This is a genomic window from Hymenobacter sp. YIM 151858-1 (genome assembly GCF_025979705.1).
GTDB lineage: Bacteria > Bacteroidota > Bacteroidia > Cytophagales > Hymenobacteraceae > Solirubrum.
Genome location: NZ_CP110136.1, coordinates 1052444 through 1078109, shown reverse-complemented (window position 1 = coordinate 1078109; position 25666 = coordinate 1052444). Strand labels below are relative to the sequence as shown.

Here is a 25666-nt window from a genome sequence, read left to right as displayed (position 1 = left end):
GGGGCTAGAATTAGCGGTGCAAGTTGTTTTGGTACTGGGCCTGCTGCGCGGCCTGGCGGAACGCGTTGGCGAGGCCGCCCCGGTCGCTGCCCGAAGCAACGGTGGGGGCTACTGCGGCGGGCGGGTTGACGGCGGTGCTCATCGGAATCACGGCCCCCACGCTTTTCTTGCCCGCTTCAAAGGCTCTTTGCAGCGCGACTTTCATGACTTGGGGGTTGCCGCCGATGGAGCGGCGCAACAGGGCGCTGAAATCGTTTTGCCCGTCCTTTACTACTTCGGCCTGCAAGGAGCCGATGGGGTCGAGCATCTGGTCTTTCAGGATGGCGAGGTCGTCCTTGGTGAGCTTCACCGAAATGGTCTGGTCGCCGTCCGTGGGGAACTCGATGTCGAGGTCTTCGGCGATGGATTGCTCCACGCCGCTGATCCAGTTGGCCTCGTACTGGGCTACCTCCTCCGCGCTCGGGCCGGATTCGGCCGGGGTGGCGGGAGCGGGCAGCTTTTGTTTCGCTTCCTCCTTGATCGTATTCATCGCGGCGCGGGCTTGCGTGCCGTCGTAGTCGAGCATCAGGCGGGCTTCCTCGGCCTCGATGGAGTCGGGGTCGTCGAAATCAGCCGCGCCGTATTTGGTGGCGAACTCGCGCTCAAACTTTACTTCCGCCAAGCGCCCGGTCAGGCCGGGGTTGTCGTGCAGGAATTTGGCGCGCAACACCTCCTTGGTGTCCATTGCCTCGAAGTCGGTGCTTTGCAGCTCGAAGTAGGCACGGGCCTCCTGCGGGTTGTCGTGAACCCACTTGCGCAGGGCGTTTTCCTCGGCCAGTTGCTGCTTGAGCGTTTGTGCTTCCTCGGCGGCCTTCAGGCGCTCGGCGAGGGCGGCGGGCGTTTCCACGCCGAACTTCTCGCGCAGGTAGGCAGCCTCGTCAAAGGCGGGCGCTTGGGGGGCGGCGGGTTCGGCCGGGGCTACGGCCTGCGGGGCGGAATCTACGGTTCCCGGCGCAATGGCCGCAGCGTCGGCTGCGGGCGCGGAAACTTCCGGCGTTTGGGCCGGGGCGGGCGCGGCCTGGCCCACGGGCACGGCGTTGCGGAACGCATCGGCCAGCGAGGGTTCCGCCGTCGGTAAGGATTGATTTTCTGCCGTTTCGGACATGGTACGCGGGTTGGTCTGAGGCAAGGTCAGCCCCTCCCAAATTTTTGTACCTTGCCACTAGGGGTTGCCCGCGCTACTCCCTAGACGAAATTCCGCATGACCGCAACCCCCAAAGCCAACCCCAATCAGGTGTTTCTCGCGCTGACCCCGCACGACCGGGCGCGCGTGGTGCGCCACCAACAAAAAAACGGCTTCCGCTATTTCGCAGAAGCCGCCCGTGACCTGGTAAGAATCGGTCTTAAAAACGAAGGATTATGAACTGGCAGAAAATAAACCTCGACTGGATCGAGCCACACGTACTAGGCATGGAGTTGCCGGCGTGTGAGCCCATGCAAACCGCCACCGTAAAGGTGCTTATCTGCTACACGGTGAAGGATAAGTTCTTTGGCCGCGTCGAGAAGAAGTACGACATCGGCTGGTTTGATTGGGACGGCGACAACTGGTATTGCACGCTGGATTATAAAAACAAAGACCAAGTACACGAGTACCTGGCCTATGCAGAAATCGAGCCCTACGAGGGTTAGCTAAACAAGCCGCCCACGGGCTGCGGAGCCGGCTGCTTCTTTCGGGAGGCGGCCGGCTTTTTCTTTTCCGCGTCGAGCGGGGCGCTGGCGGACACGGCAGCGGACGCGGCGGACACCGAAGCGGACACGCGTGGCCGGGGTGCGGCGAAGCGCGTGGCCTTCCACTCCGGGCGGCCGTCTACCCACAGCTCGCGGATGCCGAACTGGTCGCGGGCGCAGAGCCAGCCCTGTCGCACGGCGTAGTCCACCGCCCCGCTTTTGTCGCGCAGGGTGTCGGGCAGCTTGTCCAGCACGTAGTCGCGGGGGTAGAGCTTGTCCTGATCGAGCGGGAGCTTGGCGAAGATGGCTTTGAGTTCGTCTTTGCTCATCCTTGTTTCTTGCGCTCAAAGAACCGTTGGGCGACGTGGTGCATGAGCAGCGAGCCGCACACCGACGCCACGAGGTAGGTGGCCTGCGTGGTCGTGTCGTTGATGTTGAGCGAGAGTTGCTTGAACACCAGCAGGTACATCCCATTGGAGCACACCGCCCCGAACGCGTGGTAGGCGTAGGAGCCGGAGTTGCGGGCGCGCGATACGAGGGTGAAGCTGGCGTTTTGCAGCAGCACGAGGGCGAACAGGGAGAGCGTAGACATGGTTGGCAGGTAGCGTTTAGAAGCTGCACTCGCAAGGAGCAAACAGGCTGAGTTCGGGTAAGCGATACTGCTTGAGGTACTTCTTAAATTTACCCTCGTCGTAATGCTCGGTATTGGGCACCCCCGCGCACTTCATGCGCGCAAACACGGGCTCTAGGTCGGTAAGGGGCAAGGGCTTGGTTACGCCGCCGCGCTGGTCTTTCAGAATGGTGTAGCCAAGCGAGGCTTCGGTGTTTTTGGCTTTGGTAAACACATCGTAGCGGTGGCAGTAAGTGACATACCAGTGCTGAATGCCACCCTTCTCGCAGCCAGCGCAGTTGCCGTGCTTGTACGTGGCGTATGTCATGGGGCGCGGAATGCCAATTTCGCTCGTTTCCTCAATCGTGGAGGGCCAGCGGGCAATCGGAAAGTCAGTTTTGTACCCCTTATTGCCGAGGATCATTTCGCGGCGGGCAATGCGGTGCTGCTCGTCGTCATCAAAGCCGTAGTAAATCACCACGTTCTTGTCGGGGAAGTTCAGCTCTAGGAACTGCATAAAGGGCTTGGTCTTTAATTCGTAGGTGCAGAACGCGTCCCCAGTCCCCGGGGCTTTAAACCCCTTTTTGCGCAGGCTTATATCGAACTGATCAGGAATCAACGCATCGTCCTCGATGCCGTCGATGTTGGCGTAGGTAATGGGTAGGCCGAGGTAATCTGCCACCTGCTGCTTGAACCGCTTGATGTCCGCGTCTTCGTAGTTGCGGTTGATGTTGTGGTTGAGCAGCAAGACGTTCTCCTTGCCGTAACGGCGCACTACTTCAATCGCCACGATGCCGGAGGAATGCCCGCCGCTAAAGCACACGATATGGGTGGTCGGTTGTTCCATACACTGTTCCTATGTGGCGTAAATGTACTCTAACTGCTGACCAAAAACAATGAGCGTGGCAAGTTTTTCTCGCCACGCTCATTTACGTTACTCCCCCGCCCTACTTGCCCGCTTGCGGCCGGGCTTTGGCGGCTTGCTTTTGCGCCTCCGCCTGTCGCTGCTGCAACACGAGGTCGCGGTCAATGCCTTCGAGGTGGTGCTGATCCGCCTGCATCCGCTCCCGCTCGGCCTGCTCGGCGTCGGTGCCGCTCTTGATTTCGGCCACCGTTACCTGCGCCTCGGCCAAGAGCTGCGTCGCGGAGAGCTTGCCGTCGGTTTGCGTGCCGGTGTTCTGCACGGCCGTTTCCTGCTGGATGCGGGCCACGAGCACGGCGCGCTCGGTGATGTGCTGCTCCAACTGCATCCGCAGCTCGTGCTCCATCTGCGCGGTCTTGCGTTTTTCCTCCTCGGCGGCCTGCGCGCTCTGCATCTGAACCTGGCCGGTCTGCTGCTGCTGCATCAGGCTGTTTTCCTGATCCATGCGCTGCTTTTTGCGGATGCCCGTGGTCAGGTGCAGTGCCGCGTCCTTGAGGTTTGGAACGAACGTAAGCTGCACGTAGTCGTCCATCAGGAGGTTGCCCGAGGCCACGGCGTTGTCGGCGGCGGCGTACACGCGCTGCCACTCCTGTTGGGTGGGGCGGCGCTCGATCATGTACTGGAACTTACGGCCCGCAATCTCCGGGGCGGCGGCCACGCTCACGGCTTGCGTTTTGCCCATGCCGCCCACCGGCAGCGAGAACGAGCCGGTCAGCGGGGCGTCGGCTTCGTTGTACTTGATCGTGGAGCCCAGCGCCTGCACCACTTGGTTAAAGCGGCGGCGCTTGCTGTGGTAGTAGAGTTCGAGCGCGTTCTGCGCGCCCGAGACGGCCTGCTCGGTTACGCCCTTGCCCACGTCGGCGGTGGGGTTGGCGGCGGCGATGGCCCCGTTGATGCCGCTGATGGCTTCGATTTCCAAGCGGGCGCGCTCCATGTTCGACCAGCGCAGGTTGACTTCCTGCTCCCAGCCTTGGGTGAAGCCGGAAGTAATGGCGGCGCGGTTGATTTCGTTGCCTTCCTCGTCGGTGTTGTTGGCGGGCATCCAACGGTTCTTGAGCAGGCCGCGAATCGCGTCGGCCACGCCGCCGTCCGGCTTGCTCTTGTCGCCTTCCATGACCTTCTCGCGGATGGCACCGACGTTAAATTCCAGCCACCACGGCACGGCCGTCGCCAGCGAGTTTTGCAGGCTCAGCCACTCGCGCTGGTAGGTGTCGTAGGGCGAGAAGCACAGCTCGACCATCGAGCGCGACTGCCCGTGCAGGCGGCCGGGGGCCGACACGACGTAGAAGGGGTGGCAGTTCAGGGGGTTGCTTTCGTCGCGCAGTTGGGAGTGGGCGCGGCGGGCCCCGTAGCCGAGTTCGAGGTTGCTGGCAATGAGCGTGCCTTCGTACACCGACTGCATCTGCGCTTTTTCGACTTGGCTGTAGTAGTTGCGGGGGTTGTCGTACCCGGCCTGCTTCTCGCGCCACGGCTTGCCCTCGGCGGTGGCCTGCACGTACTCGTCGGTGGAGAAGAAGGAGAAGCGGATTACCTCGATCTGGCCGGCGAGTTCGGGTTCCTTGCCGAGCGTGGAATCGTAGCGCAACTCGCGCCCGCCGTTCTGCATGGAGGTTTTGGCGATGCTGCGCAGGTGCTCCCAGTCCGCGTCGGTAAACTTGGCGTGGGGGTCGGCGGCAACCTCGGCCTTGAGCTGGGCGAGGGTGATGCGTTCGAGGTGGGCCCCGGCCTGCAAGCCCGCGAAGTCCTCGGTTAAGGAGGGCAGGAAAAAGCAGTCGCCGGGGTAGAGCGCGGCGGGCAGGCGGCGGGTGCCCCACGGACGCTGGTAAATCACCGATACGCCGTAGAGCATTTCGTTGCGCTGGCACTCGCGGTTCTGCTGGTCGTAGTTCGCCAGGAACAGGGCGTACTGCAACTTGCGCTCCAGGGCTGCTTCCTCCTCGGTTTTGCGGCGCTGCTGGGCGAGTTCGAGTTCGGCCGGGTCTTGCGGCACGTCGGGCTGGCCCTGCATGGGGTCGAGGTCGGCGGCCCCCATCTGCTGCGCGGCCCACGAGGCTTGCACCTCGGCGGCGTAGCGTTGCTTGTCGGCGGCGGCCTGCTCGTCCACGCAGCTCACGGAGGCGTCGAACTCGTGGTCTTTGAGCACGCCCTCGGTGGCGCGCAGGTAACGGTCAAGAATCGGCAGGGGGCGGAAGTCGAGCTTCTTGTTGCGGTCGGCGTCGGGGTTGCCTTCCACGTCCTTGAGGGCTTGCACGGGTTGGTGCAGGCCGAGCGCGTACTGGCGGGCGAGTTCGTAGCGGCCGGAGGTGTGGCCGTGGTAGAAGTCCTTGCTGGTGCCGGTGCGGTACTGCGAGTAAAAGCCCCGCCCCCACTGCAAAATCCACGCGGCGTTCTTTTTCCTGGGATCGCGCGTGTCAAACGTCTCTGGATACGGCCACGGGGCCGTTAAGGGCGAGGATAGCTGTTGCATTACCTACAAGGTAGTAAATCAGACGTTGAAGAAATTGCGCAGGTTGAACACGTCGGCGGGGGGTAGCGGGCGCCCGCTGCGGCGCACGAAGCGCCGGGCCTGCATGAGCGTCCAGCCCGAGGCCACGGCCGCGTCGTACTTCTGCGTGTCGAGCACGTCGAGCGAGAGCCAGTCCTTGACCTGCGCGGCGAAGGGCATCCGGCGCCAGTCGTCGGCCAAAGGGCCGTGCGAGTAAATCGCCATCAGCTCCGACCACTGCACGGTCGCTTCCGTGGAGGCGGCGTGGCCGTAGTTGTCGGCGTCCTTTTTCTTCGCCAGCTTCTTGCGGTCGGTGTCGGTAAGGGCCACCTGCCCGCCGATAAAGGCTTTGTAGCCCCGGTTCTCGAAGTAGTGGATGATGCCGGGCTTCTGGCGCTCGGGCAGCAAAGAGCAGCCGAAGAAGTGGCAGAGCTTTACCATGTCCTCGTAGAAGTCCTGCGGGCGCGGCGGGCGGTTGATGTACTCGACGATAAACGAGTCGGAGGGCCAGTAGCCGCCGCGCTCCACCCCGTCGGCCCCGAGTCGCTCCTGCTCGTGGAGCATGTCGGGCTTCCAGAGCACGTAGGCCGCGCCCTTGGAAGCGGTGGAGAGCTTGGCGACGGTACGTGCGTCGTAGGGGTCGCAGCCCACGGCGTAGCGGTGGTCGTTGAGCGGCTTGAACGTGGGCACGGTCTGCCCCTGCTCGTTTTGCATGTAGCCCGCCTGCACGACGTTGTTTTGCTCGGGCGGCAGGGCGCGCATCACCAGCTTAAAGCGGCCGTTCTCCTTGTTGGGGCTCGTCTTGACGGCGGTGCGGGTGTGATCCGTCCAGACCAGATCAACCTGCTGGACGATGTGCGGGTCAAGCTCGTGGTTGATTTTCTTTTCCACGGCGCGCAGCACATCGACGTTGAAGATGGAGTCGCGGCCGGCCGTGGCGAAGGCGTCGTTTACGTCGCGGGGGTTGGCGCGCCAGTAGCGTTGCGCCTGCACCGGGTCGGAGGGGCAGTTGGCTTCGAGGTCGGCAATCGACTCCCGAATCAGCGAGCGGCCGTAGGCGTCGATGATGTGGCCTTCGTAGGCGGGCACGAATAAGCGCACCAGTCCGTTCTCGGTGCTGCCCGTGGTTTTGCGCTTGGTCGGGTCGGCGTCCTTCCACATGCGCAACGGCATGTCGGGCTCGAAGTCCTCCTTCTCGTCGATGGTGGAGGGCAGCCAGCAGAAGCCGATGGCCTTGCCGCCGCGTCGCATCATGCGCGACACTACGTTGAAGCGTTCCTCGGAGTCGTAGTCCTGTTTCTTGGCCCACTCGTCGCCCAGCCACTCGGCGAGCGTGTCGCCGTCGAACGCCTGCGGCTTGGAGTTGCGGCGCTCGATGGTGGTGTTCAGGGCAATGACCTTGGGCGAGTTTAAGGCCGTCTTGCCGCGCCGCGCCGGAGCTTTGAAGTTGATCTTTTTCTGCGCGTTGTCCGTTGCCAGGTCGGTAACGGGGCGAATCAGACGCGAGAGGTTGCGCAGCGCGTGCGAGACGAACTTATTGAGTACGTCCTGGGCGGATTCGTCGTTTTTCGACTGAATACCCAAGCGAATACCCATGTCGGTGATGGCGCGCCAGAACAGGCGGCAGGCGCGGCGGGCGGTTTTGCCGCGCTGGCGGGCGCCGAGGAAGATTTTGCCGATGCACTGCGGGTCGTTGAACGCGGCCTCGTCGTGCAGGAAGTCCTTTTGGTCAGCCTCGCGGAAGTCGGCGTACTCGCCCGAGGGGAGCTGAAAGTGGGTCAGGAAGGTGTAGTGAACCCCCGTGAGGTAGGTGGGCTCGCCGTCGTTGAGAAACCAGCAGCCGTTGAAGATGCGGTCGGCTTCGCGGGCCTGTAAGTCGAGGTATTCCTTTTCCGAGAGCAGGTCAAGTTCCTCGTCGGTGGGAAAGTCGCGCTCCCAGCGTTGGTCTTTGCGGCTTTTGACGTGCCCGTTGAGAAAGCCGCTCTTGTCTTTGGGTACGGGCGGGGTAAAGCAATCGAGGTCGGCAATGCAAACCTTGAGGCGGCCGTCCTTTAGCTTCTCAAATTCGAGGCTGCGCTGCACTTACTTCTTTTTCTTGCGGCTCAGCACCTGGTTTTCCCACGAGTCGCGGGCGGCCTGGGGCTTGGCTTCTTCGGCAGCCTGCTTTTTCATGTCTTCGTCGTCAAAGAACAAGCGGGCCTCCATTTCTTTGAGCTTCACTTCCATGCGGTCAAGGTCGAGCCAGAGGTCGATGCGCGAGCGGTTGGCCCGCATTTCGGCGTCGGCCTTCAGGTCGCCTTTGTCGGCGGCGTCTTCCTCCTCGGCGATGCGCTTCTCCACCCGTTCGCAGGTCTGGTCGTAGGCTTCGCAGCCCGCCACGTAGGAGCGGAACAGGCGCGAGGACGTGACGCGCAGCCACGCCCAGCGGAGTTCGCGCGTGGGGTCGTCGGTGAGGTTCAGGATTTTCTCGACGCGGGGGTGGTCGGCCGGAATGCCGGCGAGGCGCAGGGCTTCCTTTTTGCGCTCGTGCCAGTCGAGGCCCGCCGTGTGCAGGCCGCTGCCTTCGCCGAGGTAGATGGCGTAGCGAAGAAAAGGGTCGTTCTCCCCTGCTCCGTAGGTAATTAGCTTGTCGTTGGCGGCGGCCAACTCCGGCCAACGCTCCAAAACCGTCTCCCCTTTGCGGAGCTGGGTAATGTCGTAGCGGAAACGGTGAGCGTAGGTATCCTCAGCCATTATGCGTCGTAGTACTTGCTGTTCAGCGGCAGCACGGCGTACTGCGGCTTGTCTTCGAGAATGGCGGCGATGTAATCCTGTCGCACAGCCAGATATGATTCACCTTCGATGGTGACGGGCGAGGCAAAGCCGGGCTGGCAGAGCACGCGCTGACCGGGTTGCAGCGTAAACGACTGCTCGCCCAACGGGTCGCCCGCGTAGGCCACGATGCCTTCGTTGTCCAGCGGGGCGCAGACTTCCACGAGGCCGAGGCTGTTGCGGCGCACCTTGCGCACTACGCCGTCGATGCGCTCCTCGAAGCACTCGGCGGGCCAGATGCGGTTGAGCAGCACGTAGCCCGCCACGGGTGTTAACACATCCAACTCGGGAATGCGCTTGCCGTGGCTATCCACCGCCAACTCTACGATGCACACCACCGATGAGTACGGCACGCGGTAGATGCCGGGCTGTAACTCGTTTTCCTTGCTGAAGGTCAGGTTGTCGCAGTAGATGTGGTCGCCCACGCTGATTACCTGCAAGATGTCTTCGGCGGTGCGGCGGCCCTTGTTCTTGAGCCCGCCAGCACACAAAATCATATCCGGGGTCAGGCGCTCCGGCAGGCGCAGCACCTGCCCGATGTTCACGGGCGCTTGGGCGGGGTCTTCGTTGGTTTCGGCGTGAAACTCGGTGCCGGCCTGCAAGGCAGCAGTCAGGGCTTGCCAGTCGTCGGCACCTTTCAGGGTAACGAGCTTGGGCGCGCCTGCGGGTTGCGGTGCTCTGGCCGGCACGCTCACCAGTAGGTAATTGGCTAACGGCGTTAAATCACAAGTCATTGGTTGGTTGGTAGTTGGCGGAGGAGTTTCTTAACCTGCTCGCGGCAGTGGTCAGCCCGTTGCTGTTGCGAGTAGAGGTTGAGTTCAGCGAGGCGCTGCGCCCGCTCGGCCTGCTGCCGCCGTCGTCGCTGGTGGCCGTAAGCCAGGAGCAACGCCAGCGACAACAGGCTGAGGGCGTAGGTCATTACAGGCGCTCGAACTCGTCTTTCATCTTGCGCAGGCGCTCCTCCGAGTTCTTAATCTCTTTCTCGAAGTAGTCCTCCTCGCAGACGGCGGGCGAGCTGTGCAAGGTGTGGCGTAGCTTCTGCATTCGCTGCTGCGCTTTCATGCGAATGATTTCGTCCTCCTGCAACTGGATGTTGGTGGAGAGTTCGTTGGCGAAGGCGAGGGTTTCGCGGGTCATGGTATGGTTGGTATGAGTTGGGTTATTGGAGCTTAATCGTACGACCGGGAGCGGCAGCGCCCGTGCCACGGGGAACAACGGTGTAGCGGCGGGCCATGTCGGCGGCGGCCACTTGCCGGGGCGTGCCGTCGGGCAGCACCACCTGCGTCTCGTTGATGAAGTTCTGGCCCCGAAGGGCGGCGGCGGCTTGCAGGGCTTCGGGGGCGAACACCACCTGCTGCGGCGTGGCCGTGGCGCGCTGCATCAGGCGGGCCTTGCCTTGGTCGTGCATGGCTTGCAGGTAGGCCCCGGCGTCGCGGTAGCCGCCCTGCCGGTAGGCTTGGCTCTCGAACATCTGCTTGGCCGTGGCGGGCGAAGCGAAGCGGGCCTTGAGCTGGCCGTAGTTGATGCGCTGGCCGGGGGCGAGCGGGTCGTCAAGGTCGTTGATGCCCGCCGCGTACAGTTCCTGCAACCCGCGCGGGTCCTGGTTGAACTGTTCGAGGTAGGCGTAGGTGGCGTTGCGATCCGAAGCGGCTTTGGGAGCCACGTTCGGGGCCGTGTTGTAGGTGCCGGTCAGGGCAATCTTGCGGCGGGCGGGGGGATTGGACTCGGGCATGGGCGTAACTGGTATTGGCAAGGTACAAAAAATGCAGACCGTGGGGCGGTCTGCATTCCAGTTTTTTCGTACGTTCTTAGCTTACTTAGTCCTTCTGCTCGCTGAAATCTGTCCAGCCTTGGTGGGCGCAAATCAAAACAAGGTAGCCCATGAGGTCGGCCACGTCATTCTTGCGTAACTCCTCGCTGTTGCGGATGCGCGCCACCTTGTCGTCGGCGCGGGCCAGCAGTTTGTCAAGGGTTGAGGTCTTGCTAAAGACCCCGATAGGCTCAAGGCCAGAGTTCCCATACTGACGGTTCTTGTAGCGGAGAATATCTTCGAGGCCGTCGAGGGCGGCTTTGAGGGGCGCGAACGTGTTCTCATCGTATTCGCGCATGGAGAGTGGTTGGTTCATTTTGGTGCGGTGTGTTACAGGCAAGAGCCATTAATGGCTTCTTCTAGGGCTTCTTGAAGCGTATCGGCATCGTAGTAGCCGTCGTATAGGTAGCCGCCGTCTTTGTGGCGTACGTCGATAGACCAGCGGCTGTTCTTGCATTTGCGGCTTAGGTCGATTTGGCAACCCTTGTAGAAGCCAAAGAACTCGTTGGTGCCGTAGGTCACGACCTTGGCAAAGCGGCGGCCGTTAAGGGTGAAAGGCTTGAGGTAGGTGTACATGGCTATGCTTCGTTTGCCGTGTCGAGTTGGCTGAATAGCTTATCCCAAAAGGATTTCGGGAGTGCTTGAAAGGCGGCGCGCAACTTGGCTTCGTGTTCGCGCTGCTTGCGGGTTTTGCGGTAGGGGTTGGCGTACTCGCCTACCCCTAGCTTCTTGCGTAGGCGCTTTTTCATTCGCTGGTCGGTATATCGAGGTCACTCAGCATGTCCTCTAGGTCGAACTCGGCTTGCAACTGGCCTTGCAGTTCCTTGGCTATCTTCTCGCATTCGTGCTGCATGGCTAATAGCACAATTTGGCGCGGGTCTTTGAGCACATTGCGGTTGGGGTGTTCGCGCTCGGCTATGTCGATCAGGGTAAGCACGTAGGCACGCATCCGGCGGTGTAGGCGACGCAGCAGCACGTCTACATGCGGCTGGTATTTGCGGGGCACGGGGTCGTACCACTCTTTGGCTTGGGGCTTGCTCATGGCTATGCTTCGTCTAGGTCGATGTCGAGGCCGCGGGCAACCTGTTCGATGTGCTGATTGAATGCGCGGGCTGCTTTCGCATCAGATTCGTGGCGGTAAATGGCTGAATCGTCAAGCATCATGTCCCGCAGCGCATCCGTCACCTGCAACCGCAGCTGCGTGTAGGCTTCCTCGGCGGCTTGGGCGCGTTGGGTGGCGGCCGTAAGGGCTTCAACCAAGGCTGGGTATGTGTTCAGAGCCTCCCGTATGTCGTCCTGTATAGTGGGAGTCCGATGCAGGTCGGGTATCTCGCTGTGCCGGCAGGGGTAGGTGTCGCTCATTACTTCGTCACCTTCGCAGTCCGTGAGCGTTTGAGTTTGGTTGTGCCACGCCGACGTGTAAGGCGCAAACAAAGACTCGGCTATATTTTGGGCGGCTTGTAGTTCTTCCTGGCTCATGCTATCGGGTCGGTTGGGGTTGGTCGGTTGCTTAACACAGGGGCATGTGGCGTATTCGTGCTCGCCTACCTCCACGCCACCGCTGCCTTTGCAGTCGGGGCACAGGGCCTCCAGGTTCACGGGGTCGGGGGTGGTGGGCATGGGGTTGGGGTTAGTTGGTGAGGGGGTTAGCTAGTAGGCGGGCGCAGGTTTTGCAATCGACAAGACGATGGTGCACCGAGCTCAGGTAGGGGACAATGGCCCGGCCGACGGTGTAGCGCCCGCACAGCGTTTTGTAGAGCAGCGGGCCGGTGCTGGTATTGCGTTGGTAGTAGTGGCGTGTGGCGTGAGCGGGCCGCGATGCCCACCCGCCTAGGGGCTGTTCAGCGTCAATTGAAGGCATGGCTAGTGGCGATAAACAGGTTTGTGCAGGCGCGGCAGGCGGCGGGCGGACTCGCGCAACCGCACGCAATACCGAGCAGGCAGGCGGCTATCGAGGCGGTCGGCAAACCGCTGCGTTTGCGCGTCGCTGAATTGCGTTACATCGTAGCGACGAACGGGCCTCGGGCCTCGGGCGTAAGCCGGCAAGATTTCTAGGTAACAGGGCATGGTGTTAGTGGGTTGGGGTATTGGGCTGGGCCTGTTGGGCTTGGATGCGGCGGGCGGTGTTCATCGCCCGGATGAGGTCGCGCCATTGCGCGGGGGTGAGCAGGGAGTCGGCGATGCGGGCGAGGGTGTTCACGGGGTTTCGGGCAAAAAGGCGGCTATCTACGATTGGTGGGTTGGTTTGGAGAATTTATGCTTCAGGCGCAGGCGTTTGCCTATTCTTTGCGGAGCGGGCACCACTTCGGCGGCTCATCTTTGATGTTTGGGATAAGGCGGCCACGGCTGCCGGCGTAGCACATGCCGTAGCACGGGAGCGCAGCTCGGTCTTTACGAGGTTTGCGCATGTGGGCGCAGTATTCGCATGGTATCGGGGTTTCGGGCATGGCTAGTGAGATACTTGGCGCAACCAGTCTTTAAGCTGGTCTTTTGTAACAGGTATTACTTGCAGGCCCGCTTGCCACCATTCACAGTCGCCTTTTAGCTTGCACTTATAAGGCTTGAGGGTAACCCTCTTAGCCAATTCAATAGCCGCCCTGCGACTCCTGCATACCAAGGGCTCCATAATATGGACTTGAACGGGGTCTGAGAACTCGTAGGTTTGACACTCGAAGTGAATAGAGGCCACGTATAAACCCATGCCTTCTTTCTGTTGGTCGGCGGACAGCTTGCTCATGCTCTCTGGCACCAACACTTTTTCGTCAATGCATTCGTCAATGGCTTGCTCGACCACAGACAAACGCAAGCCTGAACGGGTGGCAATGTCGTTTAACTTCGCGGTATCCAGAATTACAACGTCGTCCTTTCGGCCGGTGGTCGCTAGGGCATAAACCGTCAGCGCGGTAGGCGAAAGACTGGATATGCGCTCGAAAGCGCCCGGTGCAACGCGAAACATACTCTCGCCCATAAAGCCGAAGTAGGCGGCGATTTCAGCGGTTAGAGTAAACCACTCGCCGTTGAGCCGGTCTTCGGCAAAACGCTGGTGCAGCAGTGCTTCTTCCTTTTGGCCGCCCTCCTTTTCAGCCAGCACCTCAAGTTGAAACGGGAAGCCGCATTGCAGCTTCTTCATGCGATCCTCCGGGTTATTGGAGTAGCCAATCTTGCAAACCTTATGCTCGCGGGAACCGATGCAGTATACCATGTTATTCGCTATCAAAGGTTGATTCTACGTGGGCTAGTGACGGGCTTGCCGCTTTGCTCGTGGGCTTCTCGTCGGGTTGATTGCCCCCAAGCACCTCTGCCCTCCTGCCGGTGGTTCCTTTCCAGATAACGGAAGGCTGGATAGCAACCTCGCCTTTACCTGAAGTAAGAACGCCTTTCTCGCGCAGTCGGCGCAGCGCATTGCTTAGGTGTTGCGAGGTGACGCCAGCCAGCGCCATTACTTCTTGTCGGCGGGCGCCGGTTAAGTACACCTTGTTGGTATTGAACTCCGCAAACTCGCACAAGGCCAGCAGCACATGCATATCCTTGATGCGGGTAATAGAAAACAATAGCGGGCTGGTCGGGTGAGGTAGCATGGAGAACAACTGCGTTTTAACACGCTGGCTGTACTGGTTTAGAATCTTGCGCTCCCAGCGCCCCGTCTGAGGATTAAGCTCCTCTCTTACTTGCTGTCGTGCCATGTTCCAAAGGTTGCAACATTATTCCATTAATGCAAGCATTATCGAGAAAATATTTCACCCATGGTTTACAATGCATACTTATACGGTGGCGAGCAGATACATATGCTCTACCCGCAAGTGCCTGTATATAAGGCTTCCCCTGAGCGGTGTATATAATACTATCCCACCTACGGGAGTGCAATAAGGCCATTGCATCCAGCGCCTACATCCACACTCCTATCGTCGTGCCGCCAGCAGGCATTGGCGAAGTACTCTGAGTAAGTTAGATTGAAGGCTCGGTGTAGGTGAGATGAAAGACCAAGCGGCAGTTTTCCCCGCGCCGGGGCCGTTCCCAACTTCAAAACCACAGCACCGGGTACCCTCTGCGCGACCACCAGGCCCGTTTTTGCCAGTACAAACCGGAACCCGTTCCCATGCGGAAGGCTGGTACAAAATAGGATATTGTCATGTATAATATTCATTATGTTAAGTAGTGGTTGGTATATAATCCGAAACCCCATACAGCAAGGCAATGCGCCGGCCACGGGAACATGCGCCCTTCGCCCCTCCCCTGCCTTGTTTGGCGGACGTGGAGTATGGGGATTGTGGGCGACGTGGTGTGTGTAGGTGGGACGGACTACTAAACAACTCCCATTCTTTCCACACCTTGTACACATGGCATCCACTCCACAGAACAAACACGATGTACACGGCCCCGCATGGCTTGCAGCCTACGAACGCACAGCCGAGCGAGAACAATGCAGCACGCGTCATTTACAAGCCTTGCAGCTCGTATCGGCATGGGGCAGCATGGGCAAGTTGGTACGGGCTAAGGATGTGGCAACATTCCTAGGCATTGACTACAGTTATACGCACCACCTGCTGAGCAACCTGATCCAACGGAACTGGCTTGAACGCGCCCGAGGTGCACGGCTCAGCACCCGCACGAGTTACCGCCCGACTTCTGCCGGCGCACTGGTATGCGGCCGACTAGCCAGGGAACTACGCAGCCAGAAGGAACGCATAACCGGCGCCGAGCTGAAGAAATACCCGCGCGCGTACGTAAAGAAACAAGCGAGTACAGCAAATGCAGAAAATAATACGCCTGTGTAACAAGCAATTACATTGTTGTATGAAATTATTTTTCACAATGTTGTTGCAATAATGAAACAGTGTATTACCTTTGACGTACAACAACACAGACACACACAACAACCCAACGCCGCCAGCGTCACAGGCAACCATATATGTTTATCAACAACACCGCCGAAGCCATAAACAAAGCTCTCGAAACGGGCCGCATTTCGCCCGTTGTGATTCGGTTTAACGCCGAGCAGTACAACCGGCCGCACATCTTAACCGCGACCATGACACTAGCAGGCCAGTTGTACGGTCGTATTCTGCGCGGTAATCAGGATGTATACGAGCCTATTACGGCGGCTGATGTTATCAGCCAGCAGTAAGAACCAACACACCCCTCACACCCACGCCCGCAGCGTTACCGCGACCCAACCATGAAAGCCACGAAATACACCGCCGAAGTACAGCACCGCATAAGCCAACACGTAGCCGCAGGCGGTCAGGTAATGACCCCGCAGCAGTTTAAGCAGCACGTCAGCGCCCTAGGGTACGACGTGCGCCAGGAGGGCAGGTATTACAACAATCTTAACGCCTTTGCCAGTTGGCCCGCTGTTAGTTGCACGCTAGTAGACCGCGCAACCGGCCACAATTTCAGCAACACCGCCGCGAGCAAGAACAACCTAGAGCAGTTGCAGGAAGCCCGTGTTAATGTGCTGGTAGTTACCGCCCGCGCCATTTGGGAATATTAACCACGACAACCGGCCCCGTCCGGCCCTGTCCTACGGTGTGCGCCGTAGCTGATGAAGCAAAAGCAGAAACAGGAACCCAACCACAAAGCCCGCCAGGCATTAAACGGCACCAACCCATGAAAAACAACACCACGACCGCCCCACGCGTTTACATCGCCTCGCTATCTGACTACAACGCCGGCTCCTTACTCGGTGAATGGTTCGACCTCGACGACTACAGCAGCGCCGACGAAATGCTCGAAGCAATTGCCGACATGCTCAAGAAGTACGACGAGGAGCACGGCACCGCCGAGAATTGCGGCCAGCCCCGCGAGGAATGGGCAGCCCACGACTTTGAAGGGTTCCCCCGCTCGCTATACTCGGAAAGCATGGATTTTGAAGCGTATTACAACTACGCCGAAGCCATGAACGAGCTGAGCGAAGACGAGCAAGAGGCATTCCAAGACTACTGCGATAACCTCGGCCGCGACCTAAGCGAAGCCGCCGAACTGGTTGAGGAGTTCCGCGAGGACTACCAAGGCCAGCACGACAGCGAAGAAGCTTTCGCCGACCACATAGCCGAGGAGCTTGGATACTTTGACGCTATGAAGAAGGCAGGTATAAACGCCTTCTATTTCGATACCAAGGCTTTTGCACGGGATATTTTTATCGGTGACTACTGGATAAGCGAAAACAATCACGTTTTCCGCAACCGTTAACCACTCCGCAACATGCCAGCTTTTGCCTACCCAATCAAGATCAACCGCAGCAAGGAAGTAATTCCGGCGACGTTTACCGAATACACTGATAGCACCCGCCTAACCCTTAAGGAACTTGAGCCGATTGTAGGAGCTAACCCGTTCAGTGTATCGGAAGATACAAGCGGATACCGCATAGAAGTATATGCGACGCGCCTAGAAACAGACGAGGAATATAACGCCCGCATATCTCGCCAAGAGGCATACATGGCCGAGTACAACCGACGCAAACAAGCAAAACATTAACACGACAGCCGGCCCAGCGCCGGCCCTTAATGCGGCCTCATTAGAGCGAGTTGCAAGCCTCGATAAACGCAGAGCAAGGAACCAACCCCAACCCACGCCGCCGAGCGTCACACGGCACCAGGATATGAGACACGCACCCCGCCCGCCGTTCAAATTCCAAGAGGAAATACAGAACGCCACGCACCCCAAAAGCAGCAAACAAGAAATACAGGCTGTTTGGGAGCAGTACGGCTACCTAATACCGAACAGCATAAACAGATTTAATTCCGGGCATTTTCTGCGCTCCGCATTGGCCTCTATCCAAACAAAGGAACAAGTACTGGAATTTATTGAATCGTTGAACGAGGACGCCCGCCGCACGGGTCGCAGCCGATGCAATAAGGCCGAGGTTGCCCGCAGACAATTAGAAATCGTCATAGAATCCGCAGGCATTGCTAACAAAGTAACGGGCAGCGAACTACCACCCGACTACGCCCAAGCATTGCACTGCTTAGCGCGGCGCACTTGTTGCGGCTGCCATGAAACCGGATCATACCACCCCAGAGGCTAACACCCCACTAAACCCCGCGCGGCCGGATAGCCGCACCGCCAACCATGAAAGCCCCGATTTACGCCGCCCTGAAATTAGACGCAGCTGAGTTTGCCAACTGGCTACAAAAACAGCTCAGCACCGAGCAATACGGCAACATCACCGCCAATCAATGCACGTTGGCCCTAGCCAGCGTACTGGAAACCGACCGCAACGGCCGCAAGTTGGCCCGCAAGCTCCTCGCGTTCTTAGGTCTTAGCGCGCAAGGCTATTGGTACGGCGACGCTTTCCGCGCGGCTTACGGCATACTTGAGCACCTGAGCGGCGACGCTGACTTGTTCTGTGATTGTTACACCGCCTAACCAACGCAGCACCATGCAAGCCCCACACGCCGACAAAGTACGCACCCTTGCCCGCCTCAACGCCACCAACCGCGACGAGCCCCAACGCCGGCAAGTACTGGCCGACCTCAAGCAAGCCGGAGTGCTCGACAGCCTAGGCAACTGGCTAAACGAGGACGCGCAACACCTATACATAACTACGTGCGGAGCTTGGCTGGATTAAGCCCCAACTATTCCCGCATCCCTGAATAATCACAAACCAAATTGCACGCCGCTCAGCGTTACCGAGCACCGCTGTTTATGAAAAATACTCCGCTCCTAGCATTTGTTATTATGGGCAAGTTCGCTGCCATCGGCACCGCCTATGCACACGACAAAAACGAAGCTAACAGCATTACCCGCAACGCGGGACACTACAACTTCGAGATATGGGGCGAAGGAGAACCCACAAAGGTTAAAAAGCCAGGATTTAAAAAGTGGAATTTTAACGGTTGACCCGCTCGACTGTGCGAGCCTAAACAGACATTAGGCACAGTGCGGCAGCCTTAACCGGCTGCGTTGTACCCCACGCTCCCGAGTACCAAACACGCATACTGCTATGAAAGCACCCATTCACGCCCCGCCGTTGCCCGTGCGCTGCCTTGCCACCGTACGCGCCGAGCACCAGCGCCGCCTCGAACGCATTGCCCAAACCGTCCGCAAGATTCGCGGCAACTAGACCCGTTTTACCAGTTTCCAACCTTTTCGCCGCCCTGCGTTACGGGCACCATGCCATGAGCAAAGCAGTAACCAAACTAACCGGCCCGATGGCCGGCCAGGAAGCCGAAAAGAAAGCCCGTTACGGCCGTAAAGACTGGGTTGTTTATACGACGCGCGAAGGCGTAAGAACCGCCGAAGTGCTGACACTCGAAAGCTTGAAACGTGCTATGTTGGCACACGGGACGAATAAACCGTTTACGCACATTGTAGGCGGTTTAGGCTCGCGCATGTATACCACTTGGCGGATAGCAGTTAACTTGTTTTATCAGCTTAAATACCCGAATGAATACCGAAAAGGCCCAGCCCTCTACGCCAACAAACGCAGCGAGCTTTATTAACAGCCCGTTCGCTGACTGCAAAGCGCAACTAAAAAGCGAGAAGGTTGTACTGGCCTACAAAGGGCAGGAATACACCGTTACGCGTTCTTATTATCGCTGCCTAGGCACTGATGCTGATTTCGTCACGCCCGAGCAACACGACGAAGTTCTTCGGCAACTCCGAAGTAAATCGACCAACTAGGCCCGTTTCAACCGATTTTCACTTTTCGCCGCCGAGCGTTACCGGCACCACCTGATGCACGTTATTACCCTAGACCCCACCAACGCCACGTACGAAAGCATTGCCAATGTAGTAGGCGATACTATCGGGCAAGAGCATTACGTTGAAATAGCCGGCCGCAAACTTATAGTAGTGCGCAAATGCACCTACCGGGGCAATGTGATTAAAACCAATTACCGCCACATCTTGCGCGTAGACAATTGGGAGCGGCGCCGCGTGCTCGTACATTACCGCGAAACCGCTGACGGTACTTTCAAAACCCTTTAACCCTACTAACCCCCGAATTTCGCCGCGCCACGTTACGCGCACCCGCTTATGCCTACTCCCTTCACCGCTTACCGCCACCAAGGTTGGCGCGTATTCCCCCTGCACACCATCGGCAAGGCCCACGTTGCCCGCCTGACCAAACCCGGTGAGGCCCCGCTGTTTGCCGTGCGCTACCGAGGCCAGCAAGCCACGGCCGCCACGCACCAGCACGCCGCGCAGCTCGTGCGCCAGGCCATTGCCGAGCATCAGCAGAAACAGGCGCAGATCGACGCTACGCAGGTAACGCCGGCCCTGCTCGTATCCTTCGGACTAAACCCGCAGCAGGTAAGCCGCTTTTACGAGTTTAACCGGCTCGACCGGCAGCAGGCTTACCCATTTGGAGAACTACGTAAAATTGTGCTAGCTCGTAAAAAGTGCAATTGCGGACTATTCCGCAACGAGCTACTGACCGCTGCCAACCGCATTCAAAACGCATACTAACCCCGCTCGACCATGAACCAAGACAACGATTGGGGCACTGTACCCAGCCCCATCGGGCCAATCACCGTGCCCCGCTTTTCCAAGGTGCGCGCCATGAGCGATGAGCAATTGTGCGAGTACATGAACACGCAAGCCCATGTTGATCCAGCCGGCTTAGCCGAGGCCACGCAGCGCAAAACGGTTTGCCATTACTACGACGGCAAGCAATGGACGTGGAATACCGCCGACGGCTACCAAGCCTGGAAGGCGACGCAACCAAGCCCGTTCGACATCATCCTGCAAAAACTTACCGAGCGATAACCGCTTACTAAACCCGCTATGCAGTACTCGCACAACGATTTTACCATTGCCACCGGAAGCCGCGCGCACCCTAAGCGCCAAGTTCACCACATGCCTAGCACGTTGCACATTGAGCGCGCGGATGGCGAGCTTACTTACCGTATTCAGATTGGCCTCGATGGCGAGCTTATTATTACCAAGGCGGGCGACGACTCTACTATGGTAATCCGGCCTCACCACTCCAATCAGGTTTCTATTCTGTAACTAACCCCCGCTTACCACTCTCCACCAATAGAAAAGCCCGGCCTTTCGGTCGGGCTTTTCTCGTATGCTGCTGGCTTAGCCAATGCTCACGAGGCGGGCGTCGGGCGTGGGCGCGTGGCCCGTGCTGACCCCGACACCCGTTTCTTCCCCGAGCACCCGCAGCAGTTCGTGCCACGCGGCCTTGATGGCGCGGTAGGCACGGCCCTTGGCGTAGCCCCGCTCCTCGATCACCAGCTCAATGCCCTCGATCTGCTTGGCGTTGGTGGCGAGGTAGTACACCACCTCGGGCGCACCCACTAAGCCCCGCCGCTGCTGCTCAAACGAGCGCAACGCGGCGATGATGGCCGGGTAGTTCGGGGCCTGCTCGGGGGCGATGGGCTGGGGCTTCTCGGGCTTGCCGCTCACCCGCCACGGGTGCAGCTCGTTCTGCGGGTCGTCGGGGTAGTGAGCAGCATCTTCCTCGGGGCGCGGCCCGCACTTCCACGCGGCCGGGGCGGCGTAGCGCAGGGTGTAGGGCACATGCACGTCGAGGCGGCGCCCCATGCGCAGCGGGCCGCTGGTATCGTGCGGGTCTTTGAAGCCAAAGAGGATGTAGTGGTAATCCCCGTTGTATTTTTCCTTCAGGCGCTTCAGGTGCTCGGCCCCGACGCCCCGGTGGCCGGCGCGCACGGTGCTGATGGTGCCCTTGCTCATGCCCAAATCTTTTTCGAGCGTAACGCGGGAGCGGACGCGGCCCTCGCGTTCGAGGCGTTCGACTTCGCGCACGAAGCGGAAGTCGATTTCGTAGGTTTCAAGTTTCTTGGCGTCCTTGTCGGTGATGCGGCGCTGCCGGTTGCGGGCGGCCACGTTGGGCGGGGTAAGGGTGGTTGGCATGGGGTAACGTGTTGGAGAAGGTTGGGTAGATAGGAACGGTAGCGTGAAAGCAAAGTACGCGAAATACGAACTGAGAGGCAAGAAGTTTTTAACTGTTTCAAGAACAAACAGGAAAAAGTTTACCCGCTGTTGTTCCAAACGCGGAAAATGCCCGCAAGTAGTTGGCGGCCAGTATCCGCACTGACATACTGCTTTTCTCAGCCATAATGCGGGCTAAAGGTACTGCCCCGGTGCACAAAACCAACCCGGCCCAAAGCACCTAGGGCGCAGCCGCCTGCGGGGCCGCAACTATCCGATGCCGCAACCCACCCAAACGTTGCTTGGGCGTGGCCAATTTGTAGGGTTTTTCGTTCTTTGCGAACCCACCCACTCTTCCCCACCTCCTTACCCCGCCACCCCGCTTTCATGCCCTTAGAAGAAGAATTTTCGCCCGCGGTACTCACCCAACTGCGGCGCCTACAGGAAAAGTACGCCGCCGATAACCAGGATCTGGCAGCGTACCTCGAGGGTTTGTACCACGCCGACTACGTCAATTACTGGGACTACATCGAGCTCGACACGCTGCTCTCGCTGCAGCGGCCGCTCACCAACTTCCCCGACGAGCAGATCTTCATTATCTACCACCAGATTACGGAGCTCTACTTTAAGCTTTGCCTGTGCGAGTACGAGCAAATCGGCGACCTGCAGCAGCCCACCCTAGGTGAGCTGGTGCTGCGCCTGGGCCGCATCAACCGTTACTTCGAAAACCTCATCAACTCGTTTGATGTGATGGTAGACGGCATGGACCGCCAGCAGTTCCTGCAGTTCCGCATGTCGCTGATGCCGGCTTCGGGCTTTCAATCGGTGCAGTACCGCTACATTGAAATTGCCTCCACGGCCCTCAACAACCTGCTCGATAAGGAAAAGCGCCGCCTGCTGGGCGAAGCCGCCGCCCACGACGAGCTGATGGGCTGCATTTACTGGAAGGCGGGCGCCACGCTCGAAGAAGGCGGCGCCAAAACGCTCACGCTCGTGCAGTTCGAGCAGAAATACCACGAGCAGCTTTCGGCCCACGCCCAGCGCTTCCGCGAGCGAAACGTGTGGGCCGTGGTGCAGCGCCTGCCCGAAGAAGACCGCCGCCACCCGCGCCTGGTGCGCCAGCTCAAGCAGCTCGACGTGAACGTGAACATCAACTGGCCGCTGATGCACTACAAATCGGCGGTGCGCTACTTGGAGCGGCAAGCCGGCGACGCGGTGCCCGCCACGGGCGGCACCAACTGGCGCAAGTACCTGCCGCCCAAGTTTCAGAAGCGCATTTTTTACCCCCAGCTGTGGTCGGAGCACGAGTTTGAGGACTGGGGCAAAAGCTGGGTGGAGAAGGTGCTGGAGGAAATTGGCGCAGAAAGCCCGAAATAAAATACCAACGACCCAACCCGCCTCGTTATATTTGGCGGGTTGGGTCGATTGTTTTGAGCACTTGCTAATTATGTGGCTATGAAGCGTCTGGCGTATCCGTTACTACTGTTAAGCATTGCGCTGCTGCGCGTGCCCGCCATGGGCCAGGCCAAGGAAGGCATCAACTCGCTGCCCAGGTACGGCGGCATCGTCAAGAGCAAGGCCCTGCGCCAGCTCGACCAGGAGTTTATCGCCTCGGCCTTGCGCCAGTACAACAACGACCGCCGCGCCGCCTCCGAAAGCTGCGTGGTGCAGGGCTGGAGCTACTTCTACGACAACAACTTCTCCACTTCCGTCAAGCGCTTCAACCAGGCCTGGCTGCTCGACTCGACGAACTGCAACGTGTACTACGGCTTCAGCGCCTGCCTGAGCGAAAAAGGCGACGCGGCCGGTGCCCACCGCTATTTCCTGATGGCCCAGCGCCTCGATTCGCGCAACCAGGGCGCCAACAAGTATTACGACCGGTTGTCGCTCTACTACAAAGCCAAAAAGCAAGCCCCGCGCAACGCCTAGGTGGTTTGCCCCGCTACCCCGCCCCAGGGCCCGGCTGCCGCAGCCGGGCCCTGGGTGCTTTTGGGCGTTAGTAGCTCACAAAGGGCATTTTGTGCACAAAGCCGTTGTCCTCCACCTGCTGCAGGATGAAGGCGGCCAGATCGGCGCGGCCTACTTTGGTGCTGGCGTTTACGCCCACCCAGCCCACGCGGTACTGCCCGCGGCGGGGCTCGTCGGTAAGCCGGGGGCCGCGCACGATCAGCCAGTCGAGGCCGCTGGCTTGCAGCAGCTCGGCGTGCCGGATGGCGTCGTTCAGCACCTTGGGCACGGCCAGCTTCATGATGCCCCGGATAAGGTAATCGGGCAGCTTGGGGCGGTCTTGCTCGTAGGGCAGGCCGCCGCCCGAAAGGCTGATGATTTTGCGCACGCCGTGCTGCTGCATGGCCTGCACAATGTGGCGCGTGCCGTTGGTTTGCAGCCACTCGGGCGAGCCTTTTACGTGGCCGAACAGGCTCACCACCACCTCGGTGCCGGCTACGGTGCGCGCTACGTCGTCGGGGTTGAGCACGTCGCCGCCGATAACTTCGAGGTTGGGGTGCTGCACAGGCAGCTTGGCAGGGTCGCGCACCAGCGCGCGCATGCGGTAGCCGGCGGCCAGGGCCTGGTCGAGAAACTGCCGGCCGGTTTTGCCGGTGGCGCCGAAGAGGGCAAGGGTTTTCATGGGGGTTCTGCCGAGGGTTGTGGGTTGGTTTCAGCAACAAACGACCTAGGGGGTACCTACTGTTTAGTAAGTAGGCGCCGCAGTACGCCCCAGCCATACCTTTGCTCAGGCCCCACCCCTCCCAACATGCCGCGCACCTAGGGCCGCCATTCGGAACACCCGCCGTACTTTTGCTGTCTGAACCCTTACCGGCCTGAAGGCCTAACTCCCTTCCGCCGCCTTTCATGCAGAAACGCGAAGTAGAAATTGTGTTGTCGCCGGCCGAGGCGTACGACGAACTGGCCCGCTACCGGGCCCTCCTCGAGGCCGCCGGCCTGAAACCTGGCCAAGCCGATTTTGTGCACTTGCTGCGCCGCTCCATTGATGCGCGCGGCCGCAACGTGGGCGTGCGCCTGCGGGCCGATGTATACCAAACCCCGCCGCCGCGCGAGCTGTTTGGCCCCTGGGTGCAGTACCAGAACGTGGCGCACAGCCCCCGGCGGGTGGTTATTGTGGGCGCCGGGCCGGCCGGGCTGTTCGCGGCGTTGCGCTGCATCGAGCTGGGCCTGAAACCCGTGGTGCTGGAGCGCGGCAAGGATGTGCGCACCCGCCGCCGCGATTTGGCCGTCCTCAACAAGGAGCACCTCGTGAACCCCGACTCCAACTACTGCTTCGGCGAAGGCGGCGCGGGTACCTACTCCGACGGCAAGCTTTACACGCGCTCCAAAAAGCGCGGCGATGTGCAGCGCATCCTGCGCCTGCTGGTGCAGCACGGGGCCACGCCCGAAATCCTGGTTGATGCCCACCCGCACATCGGCACCAACAAGCTGCCCTACGTGGTGCAGGCCCTGCGCCAGAGCATCATCGACCACGGCGGCGAGGTGCGGTTTGAAACCCGGGTTGATGACTTGCTGCTGGCACAAAACCGCATTCGGGGGGTAGTTACGCACCAGGGCGAGGAAATAACCGGCGACGCGGTAATTCTGGCCACCGGCCACTCGGCCCGCGACATTTACGAGCTGCTGCTGCGCCGCCAGGTGCGCATCGAGGCCAAGCCGTTTGCCCTGGGCGTGCGCGTGGAGCACCTGCAGGTCCTCATCGACCAGGCCCAGTACCACCGCGCCGACCGCGGGCAGCTGCCGGCGGCTTCGTACTCGCTGGTGCAGCAAACCGATGGGCCGGGCGGCCAGCGCGGCGTATTTTCGTTTTGCATGTGCCCGGGCGGGTTTATCGTGCCGGCGGCCACGGCCCAGGGCGAGGTGGTAGTGAACGGCATGAGCCCCTCGCGCCGCGATTCGCGCTTTGCCAACTCGGGCATTGTGGTGGCCATCGAGCCCGACGACATGGACCTGAAGCGCTACGGCGTGATGGCGGGATTGCGCTTGCAGCAGGAAATTGAGCAGCGCGCCTGCCAGCTGGCCGGCAACACGCAGCTGGCCCCGGCGCAGCTGCTCGGCGACTTCGTGCAGAAGAAAACCTCGCGCAGCCTGCTCGAAACCTCGTACCAGCCCGGCCTCGTGTCGGTGCCGATGGACGAGGTGCTGGGCCCCGTGCTGGCCGACCGCCTGCGCCAGGGCTTTAAAGCCTTCGGGCGCAAAATACCGGGCTACACCACCAACGCGGCCCAGATTGTGGGCGTGGAGAGCCGCACCTCGGCGCCGGTGCGCATCCCTAGGTTGCCCGAAACGCTGGAGCACCCGGAGGTGCGCGGCCTGTTTCCGTGCGGCGAGGGCGCGGGCTTTGCGGGCGGCATTGTGTCGGCGGCTATGGATGGCGAGCGGTGCGCCGAGGCCGCGCTGGCCACGCTGTAGGGGCGCGTTGCAGGCGCCCGCCCGGCCCGGCCCTGGGTGCCGGGCAGCGGTAGCCAAGTC

At 60.2% G+C, this 25666-nt stretch carries 42 protein-coding genes; 19 read left to right on the top strand and 23 right to left on the bottom strand.

Translation table 11 applies throughout. The features are described 5' to 3' along the window. Nucleotides 1-10: 10 nt before the first annotated feature. The gene (locus tag OIS50_RS04660) at nt 11-1144 is read right to left on the bottom strand and encodes a hypothetical protein (protein WP_264693164.1); all 1134 of its coding nucleotides are present in this window, start codon (nt 1142-1144) and stop codon (nt 11-13) included. Between the two features lie 96 nt (nt 1145-1240). On the opposite strand from OIS50_RS04660, the gene OIS50_RS04655 reads away from it, so the two are divergent. Continuing rightward, nucleotides 1241-1402: a hypothetical protein gene (locus OIS50_RS04655; protein WP_264693163.1), complete on the top strand. Its 162-nt coding sequence runs from the start codon at nt 1241-1243 to the stop codon at nt 1400-1402. Next, nucleotides 1399-1668: a hypothetical protein gene (locus OIS50_RS04650; protein WP_264693162.1), complete on the top strand. Its 270-nt coding sequence runs from the start codon at nt 1399-1401 to the stop codon at nt 1666-1668. The genes OIS50_RS04655 and OIS50_RS04650 overlap by 4 nt, the downstream gene beginning before the upstream one ends. On the opposite strand, the gene OIS50_RS04645 is transcribed toward OIS50_RS04650, so the two are convergent. From OIS50_RS04645 to OIS50_RS04550, 20 genes are all read right to left on the bottom strand, one after another. Beyond that, nucleotides 1665-2036, bottom strand: a complete 372-nt coding sequence (locus tag OIS50_RS04645; protein WP_264693161.1) for a hypothetical protein — start codon at nt 2034-2036, stop codon at nt 1665-1667. The two genes, OIS50_RS04650 and OIS50_RS04645, sit on opposite strands and share 4 nt — an antisense overlap. Continuing rightward, a complete protein-coding gene (locus OIS50_RS04640) occupies nt 2033-2299 on the bottom strand; it encodes a hypothetical protein (protein ID WP_264693160.1) in 267 nt (88 codons plus the stop codon). The genes OIS50_RS04645 and OIS50_RS04640 overlap by 4 nt, the downstream gene beginning before the upstream one ends. A 16-nt stretch (nt 2300-2315) precedes the next feature. Beyond that, nucleotides 2316-3164, bottom strand: a complete 849-nt coding sequence (locus tag OIS50_RS04635) for a hypothetical protein (protein ID WP_264693159.1) — start codon at nt 3162-3164, stop codon at nt 2316-2318. A 100-nt stretch (nt 3165-3264) separates the two neighbouring features. Further along, entirely contained in the window at nt 3265-5706 is a 2442-nt protein-coding gene (locus tag OIS50_RS04630; protein WP_264693158.1) for a hypothetical protein, read from the bottom strand. Nucleotides 5707-5724: 18 nt separating this feature from the next. Next, a complete protein-coding gene (locus OIS50_RS04625; RefSeq protein ID WP_264693157.1) occupies nt 5725-7806 on the bottom strand; it encodes a hypothetical protein in 2082 nt (693 codons plus the stop codon). Next, nucleotides 7807-8457, bottom strand: coding sequence for a hypothetical protein (locus tag OIS50_RS04620; protein ID WP_264693156.1), 651 nt, complete (start codon nt 8455-8457; stop codon nt 7807-7809). Beyond that, the gene (locus OIS50_RS04615) at nt 8457-9269 is read right to left on the bottom strand and encodes a hypothetical protein (RefSeq protein ID WP_264693155.1); all 813 of its coding nucleotides are present in this window, start codon (nt 9267-9269) and stop codon (nt 8457-8459) included. Before OIS50_RS04615 ends, OIS50_RS04620 begins: the two co-directional genes overlap by 1 nt. Then, nucleotides 9266-9454, bottom strand: a complete 189-nt coding sequence (locus OIS50_RS04610) for a hypothetical protein (protein WP_264693154.1) — start codon at nt 9452-9454, stop codon at nt 9266-9268. The genes OIS50_RS04615 and OIS50_RS04610 overlap by 4 nt, the downstream gene beginning before the upstream one ends. Beyond that, nucleotides 9454-9672, bottom strand: coding sequence for a hypothetical protein (locus OIS50_RS04605; RefSeq protein ID WP_264693153.1), 219 nt, complete (start codon nt 9670-9672; stop codon nt 9454-9456). Before OIS50_RS04605 ends, OIS50_RS04610 begins: the two co-directional genes overlap by 1 nt. A 22-nt stretch (nt 9673-9694) precedes the next feature. Continuing rightward, nucleotides 9695-10267, bottom strand: coding sequence for a hypothetical protein (locus tag OIS50_RS04600; protein ID WP_264693152.1), 573 nt, complete (start codon nt 10265-10267; stop codon nt 9695-9697). Between the two features lie 85 nt (nt 10268-10352). Continuing rightward, nucleotides 10353-10643: a hypothetical protein gene (locus tag OIS50_RS04595; protein WP_264693151.1), complete on the bottom strand. Its 291-nt coding sequence runs from the start codon at nt 10641-10643 to the stop codon at nt 10353-10355. Nucleotides 10644-10675: 32 nt separating this feature from the next. Then, nucleotides 10676-10921, bottom strand: coding sequence for a hypothetical protein (locus OIS50_RS04590; protein ID WP_264693150.1), 246 nt, complete (start codon nt 10919-10921; stop codon nt 10676-10678). Nucleotides 10922-10923: 2 nt separating this feature from the next. Further along, entirely contained in the window at nt 10924-11094 is a 171-nt protein-coding gene (locus OIS50_RS04585) for a hypothetical protein (protein WP_264693149.1), read from the bottom strand. Continuing rightward, on the bottom strand, nt 11091-11387 hold the full coding sequence (locus OIS50_RS04580; RefSeq protein ID WP_264693148.1) for a hypothetical protein: 297 nt from the start codon (nt 11385-11387) through the stop codon (nt 11091-11093). The genes OIS50_RS04585 and OIS50_RS04580 overlap by 4 nt, the downstream gene beginning before the upstream one ends. A 2-nt stretch (nt 11388-11389) precedes the next feature. Beyond that, entirely contained in the window at nt 11390-11965 is a 576-nt protein-coding gene (locus tag OIS50_RS04575) for a hypothetical protein (protein ID WP_264693147.1), read from the bottom strand. A gap of 10 nt (nt 11966-11975) precedes the next feature. Then, entirely contained in the window at nt 11976-12206 is a 231-nt protein-coding gene (locus OIS50_RS04570; RefSeq protein ID WP_264693146.1) for a hypothetical protein, read from the bottom strand. Between the two features lie 2 nt (nt 12207-12208). Continuing rightward, nucleotides 12209-12412 carry a hypothetical protein gene (locus OIS50_RS04565; protein WP_264693145.1) on the bottom strand — a complete coding sequence of 68 codons (204 nt, stop codon included), beginning with the start codon at nt 12410-12412 and terminating at the stop codon, nt 12209-12211. 4 nt (nt 12413-12416) lie between these two features. Then, entirely contained in the window at nt 12417-12545 is a 129-nt protein-coding gene (locus tag OIS50_RS04560; protein WP_264693144.1) for a hypothetical protein, read from the bottom strand. A 249-nt stretch (nt 12546-12794) separates the two neighbouring features. Then, nucleotides 12795-13547 carry a GIY-YIG nuclease family protein gene (locus OIS50_RS04555; RefSeq protein WP_264693143.1) on the bottom strand — a complete coding sequence of 251 codons (753 nt, stop codon included), beginning with the start codon at nt 13545-13547 and terminating at the stop codon, nt 12795-12797. 1 nt (nt 13548) lies between these two features. Next, on the bottom strand, nt 13549-14028 hold the full coding sequence (locus tag OIS50_RS04550; RefSeq protein ID WP_264693142.1) for a helix-turn-helix domain-containing protein: 480 nt from the start codon (nt 14026-14028) through the stop codon (nt 13549-13551). Nucleotides 14029-14682: 654 nt separating this feature from the next. On the opposite strand from OIS50_RS04550, the gene OIS50_RS04545 reads away from it, so the two are divergent. The 14 genes from OIS50_RS04545 (at nt 14683) to OIS50_RS04480 (ending at nt 20296) form a co-directional block, all read left to right on the top strand. Then, on the top strand, nt 14683-15120 hold the full coding sequence (locus OIS50_RS04545) for a hypothetical protein (RefSeq protein WP_264693141.1): 438 nt from the start codon (nt 14683-14685) through the stop codon (nt 15118-15120). 134 nt (nt 15121-15254) lie between these two features. After that, nucleotides 15255-15470 (top strand): hypothetical protein, encoded by a 216-nt coding sequence (locus OIS50_RS04540; RefSeq protein WP_264693140.1) that lies wholly within the window; start codon nt 15255-15257, stop codon nt 15468-15470. A gap of 51 nt (nt 15471-15521) precedes the next feature. Further along, nucleotides 15522-15836, top strand: a complete 315-nt coding sequence (locus tag OIS50_RS04535) for a hypothetical protein (protein WP_264693139.1) — start codon at nt 15522-15524, stop codon at nt 15834-15836. Between the two features lie 116 nt (nt 15837-15952). Then, on the top strand, nt 15953-16534 hold the full coding sequence (locus tag OIS50_RS04530; protein ID WP_264693138.1) for an antirestriction protein ArdA: 582 nt from the start codon (nt 15953-15955) through the stop codon (nt 16532-16534). 12 nt (nt 16535-16546) lie between these two features. Continuing rightward, a complete protein-coding gene (locus OIS50_RS04525; RefSeq protein WP_264693137.1) occupies nt 16547-16819 on the top strand; it encodes a hypothetical protein in 273 nt (90 codons plus the stop codon). Between the two features lie 124 nt (nt 16820-16943). Then, nucleotides 16944-17369: a hypothetical protein gene (locus OIS50_RS04520; RefSeq protein WP_264693136.1), complete on the top strand. Its 426-nt coding sequence runs from the start codon at nt 16944-16946 to the stop codon at nt 17367-17369. 44 nt (nt 17370-17413) lie between these two features. Continuing rightward, entirely contained in the window at nt 17414-17710 is a 297-nt protein-coding gene (locus tag OIS50_RS04515) for a hypothetical protein (protein WP_264693135.1), read from the top strand. Nucleotides 17711-17723: 13 nt separating this feature from the next. Next, entirely contained in the window at nt 17724-17912 is a 189-nt protein-coding gene (locus tag OIS50_RS04510; protein ID WP_264693134.1) for a hypothetical protein, read from the top strand. 77 nt (nt 17913-17989) lie between these two features. Continuing rightward, nucleotides 17990-18184, top strand: coding sequence for a hypothetical protein (locus tag OIS50_RS04505; protein ID WP_264693133.1), 195 nt, complete (start codon nt 17990-17992; stop codon nt 18182-18184). Between the two features lie 278 nt (nt 18185-18462). Further along, a complete protein-coding gene (locus OIS50_RS04500) occupies nt 18463-18786 on the top strand; it encodes a hypothetical protein (RefSeq protein ID WP_264693132.1) in 324 nt (107 codons plus the stop codon). 235 nt (nt 18787-19021) lie between these two features. Continuing rightward, nucleotides 19022-19273: a hypothetical protein gene (locus OIS50_RS04495; protein WP_264693131.1), complete on the top strand. Its 252-nt coding sequence runs from the start codon at nt 19022-19024 to the stop codon at nt 19271-19273. A gap of 48 nt (nt 19274-19321) precedes the next feature. Beyond that, nucleotides 19322-19753 carry a hypothetical protein gene (locus OIS50_RS04490; protein ID WP_264693130.1) on the top strand — a complete coding sequence of 144 codons (432 nt, stop codon included), beginning with the start codon at nt 19322-19324 and terminating at the stop codon, nt 19751-19753. Between the two features lie 12 nt (nt 19754-19765). Then, a complete protein-coding gene (locus tag OIS50_RS04485; protein WP_264693129.1) occupies nt 19766-20053 on the top strand; it encodes a hypothetical protein in 288 nt (95 codons plus the stop codon). Between the two features lie 90 nt (nt 20054-20143). Continuing rightward, the gene (locus tag OIS50_RS04480; RefSeq protein WP_264693128.1) at nt 20144-20296 is read left to right on the top strand and encodes a hypothetical protein; all 153 of its coding nucleotides are present in this window, start codon (nt 20144-20146) and stop codon (nt 20294-20296) included. Nucleotides 20297-20371: 75 nt separating this feature from the next. Here OIS50_RS04480 and OIS50_RS04475 read toward each other — a convergent pair whose 3' ends face one another. Beyond that, the gene (locus OIS50_RS04475) at nt 20372-21169 is read right to left on the bottom strand and encodes a hypothetical protein (RefSeq protein ID WP_264693127.1); all 798 of its coding nucleotides are present in this window, start codon (nt 21167-21169) and stop codon (nt 20372-20374) included. 405 nt (nt 21170-21574) lie between these two features. Between OIS50_RS04475 and OIS50_RS04470 the strand changes: the two genes are divergently transcribed. Together OIS50_RS04470 and OIS50_RS04465 are read left to right on the top strand one after the other, a co-directional pair. Continuing rightward, nucleotides 21575-22564, top strand: a complete 990-nt coding sequence (locus OIS50_RS04470; RefSeq protein ID WP_264693126.1) for a tryptophan 2,3-dioxygenase family protein — start codon at nt 21575-21577, stop codon at nt 22562-22564. Between the two features lie 78 nt (nt 22565-22642). Beyond that, nucleotides 22643-23116, top strand: coding sequence for a hypothetical protein (locus tag OIS50_RS04465; RefSeq protein ID WP_264693125.1), 474 nt, complete (start codon nt 22643-22645; stop codon nt 23114-23116). A 67-nt stretch (nt 23117-23183) separates the two neighbouring features. Here the strand turns inward: OIS50_RS04465 and OIS50_RS04460 are convergent, their stop codons facing one another. Next, nucleotides 23184-23816, bottom strand: coding sequence for an NAD(P)-dependent oxidoreductase (locus tag OIS50_RS04460; protein ID WP_264693124.1), 633 nt, complete (start codon nt 23814-23816; stop codon nt 23184-23186). A 224-nt stretch (nt 23817-24040) separates the two neighbouring features. Here OIS50_RS04460 and OIS50_RS04455 point away from each other — a divergent pair, with 224 nt between their 5' ends. Continuing rightward, a complete protein-coding gene (locus OIS50_RS04455; RefSeq protein ID WP_264693123.1) occupies nt 24041-25606 on the top strand; it encodes an NAD(P)/FAD-dependent oxidoreductase in 1566 nt (521 codons plus the stop codon). Nucleotides 25607-25666 lie beyond the last annotated feature (60 nt).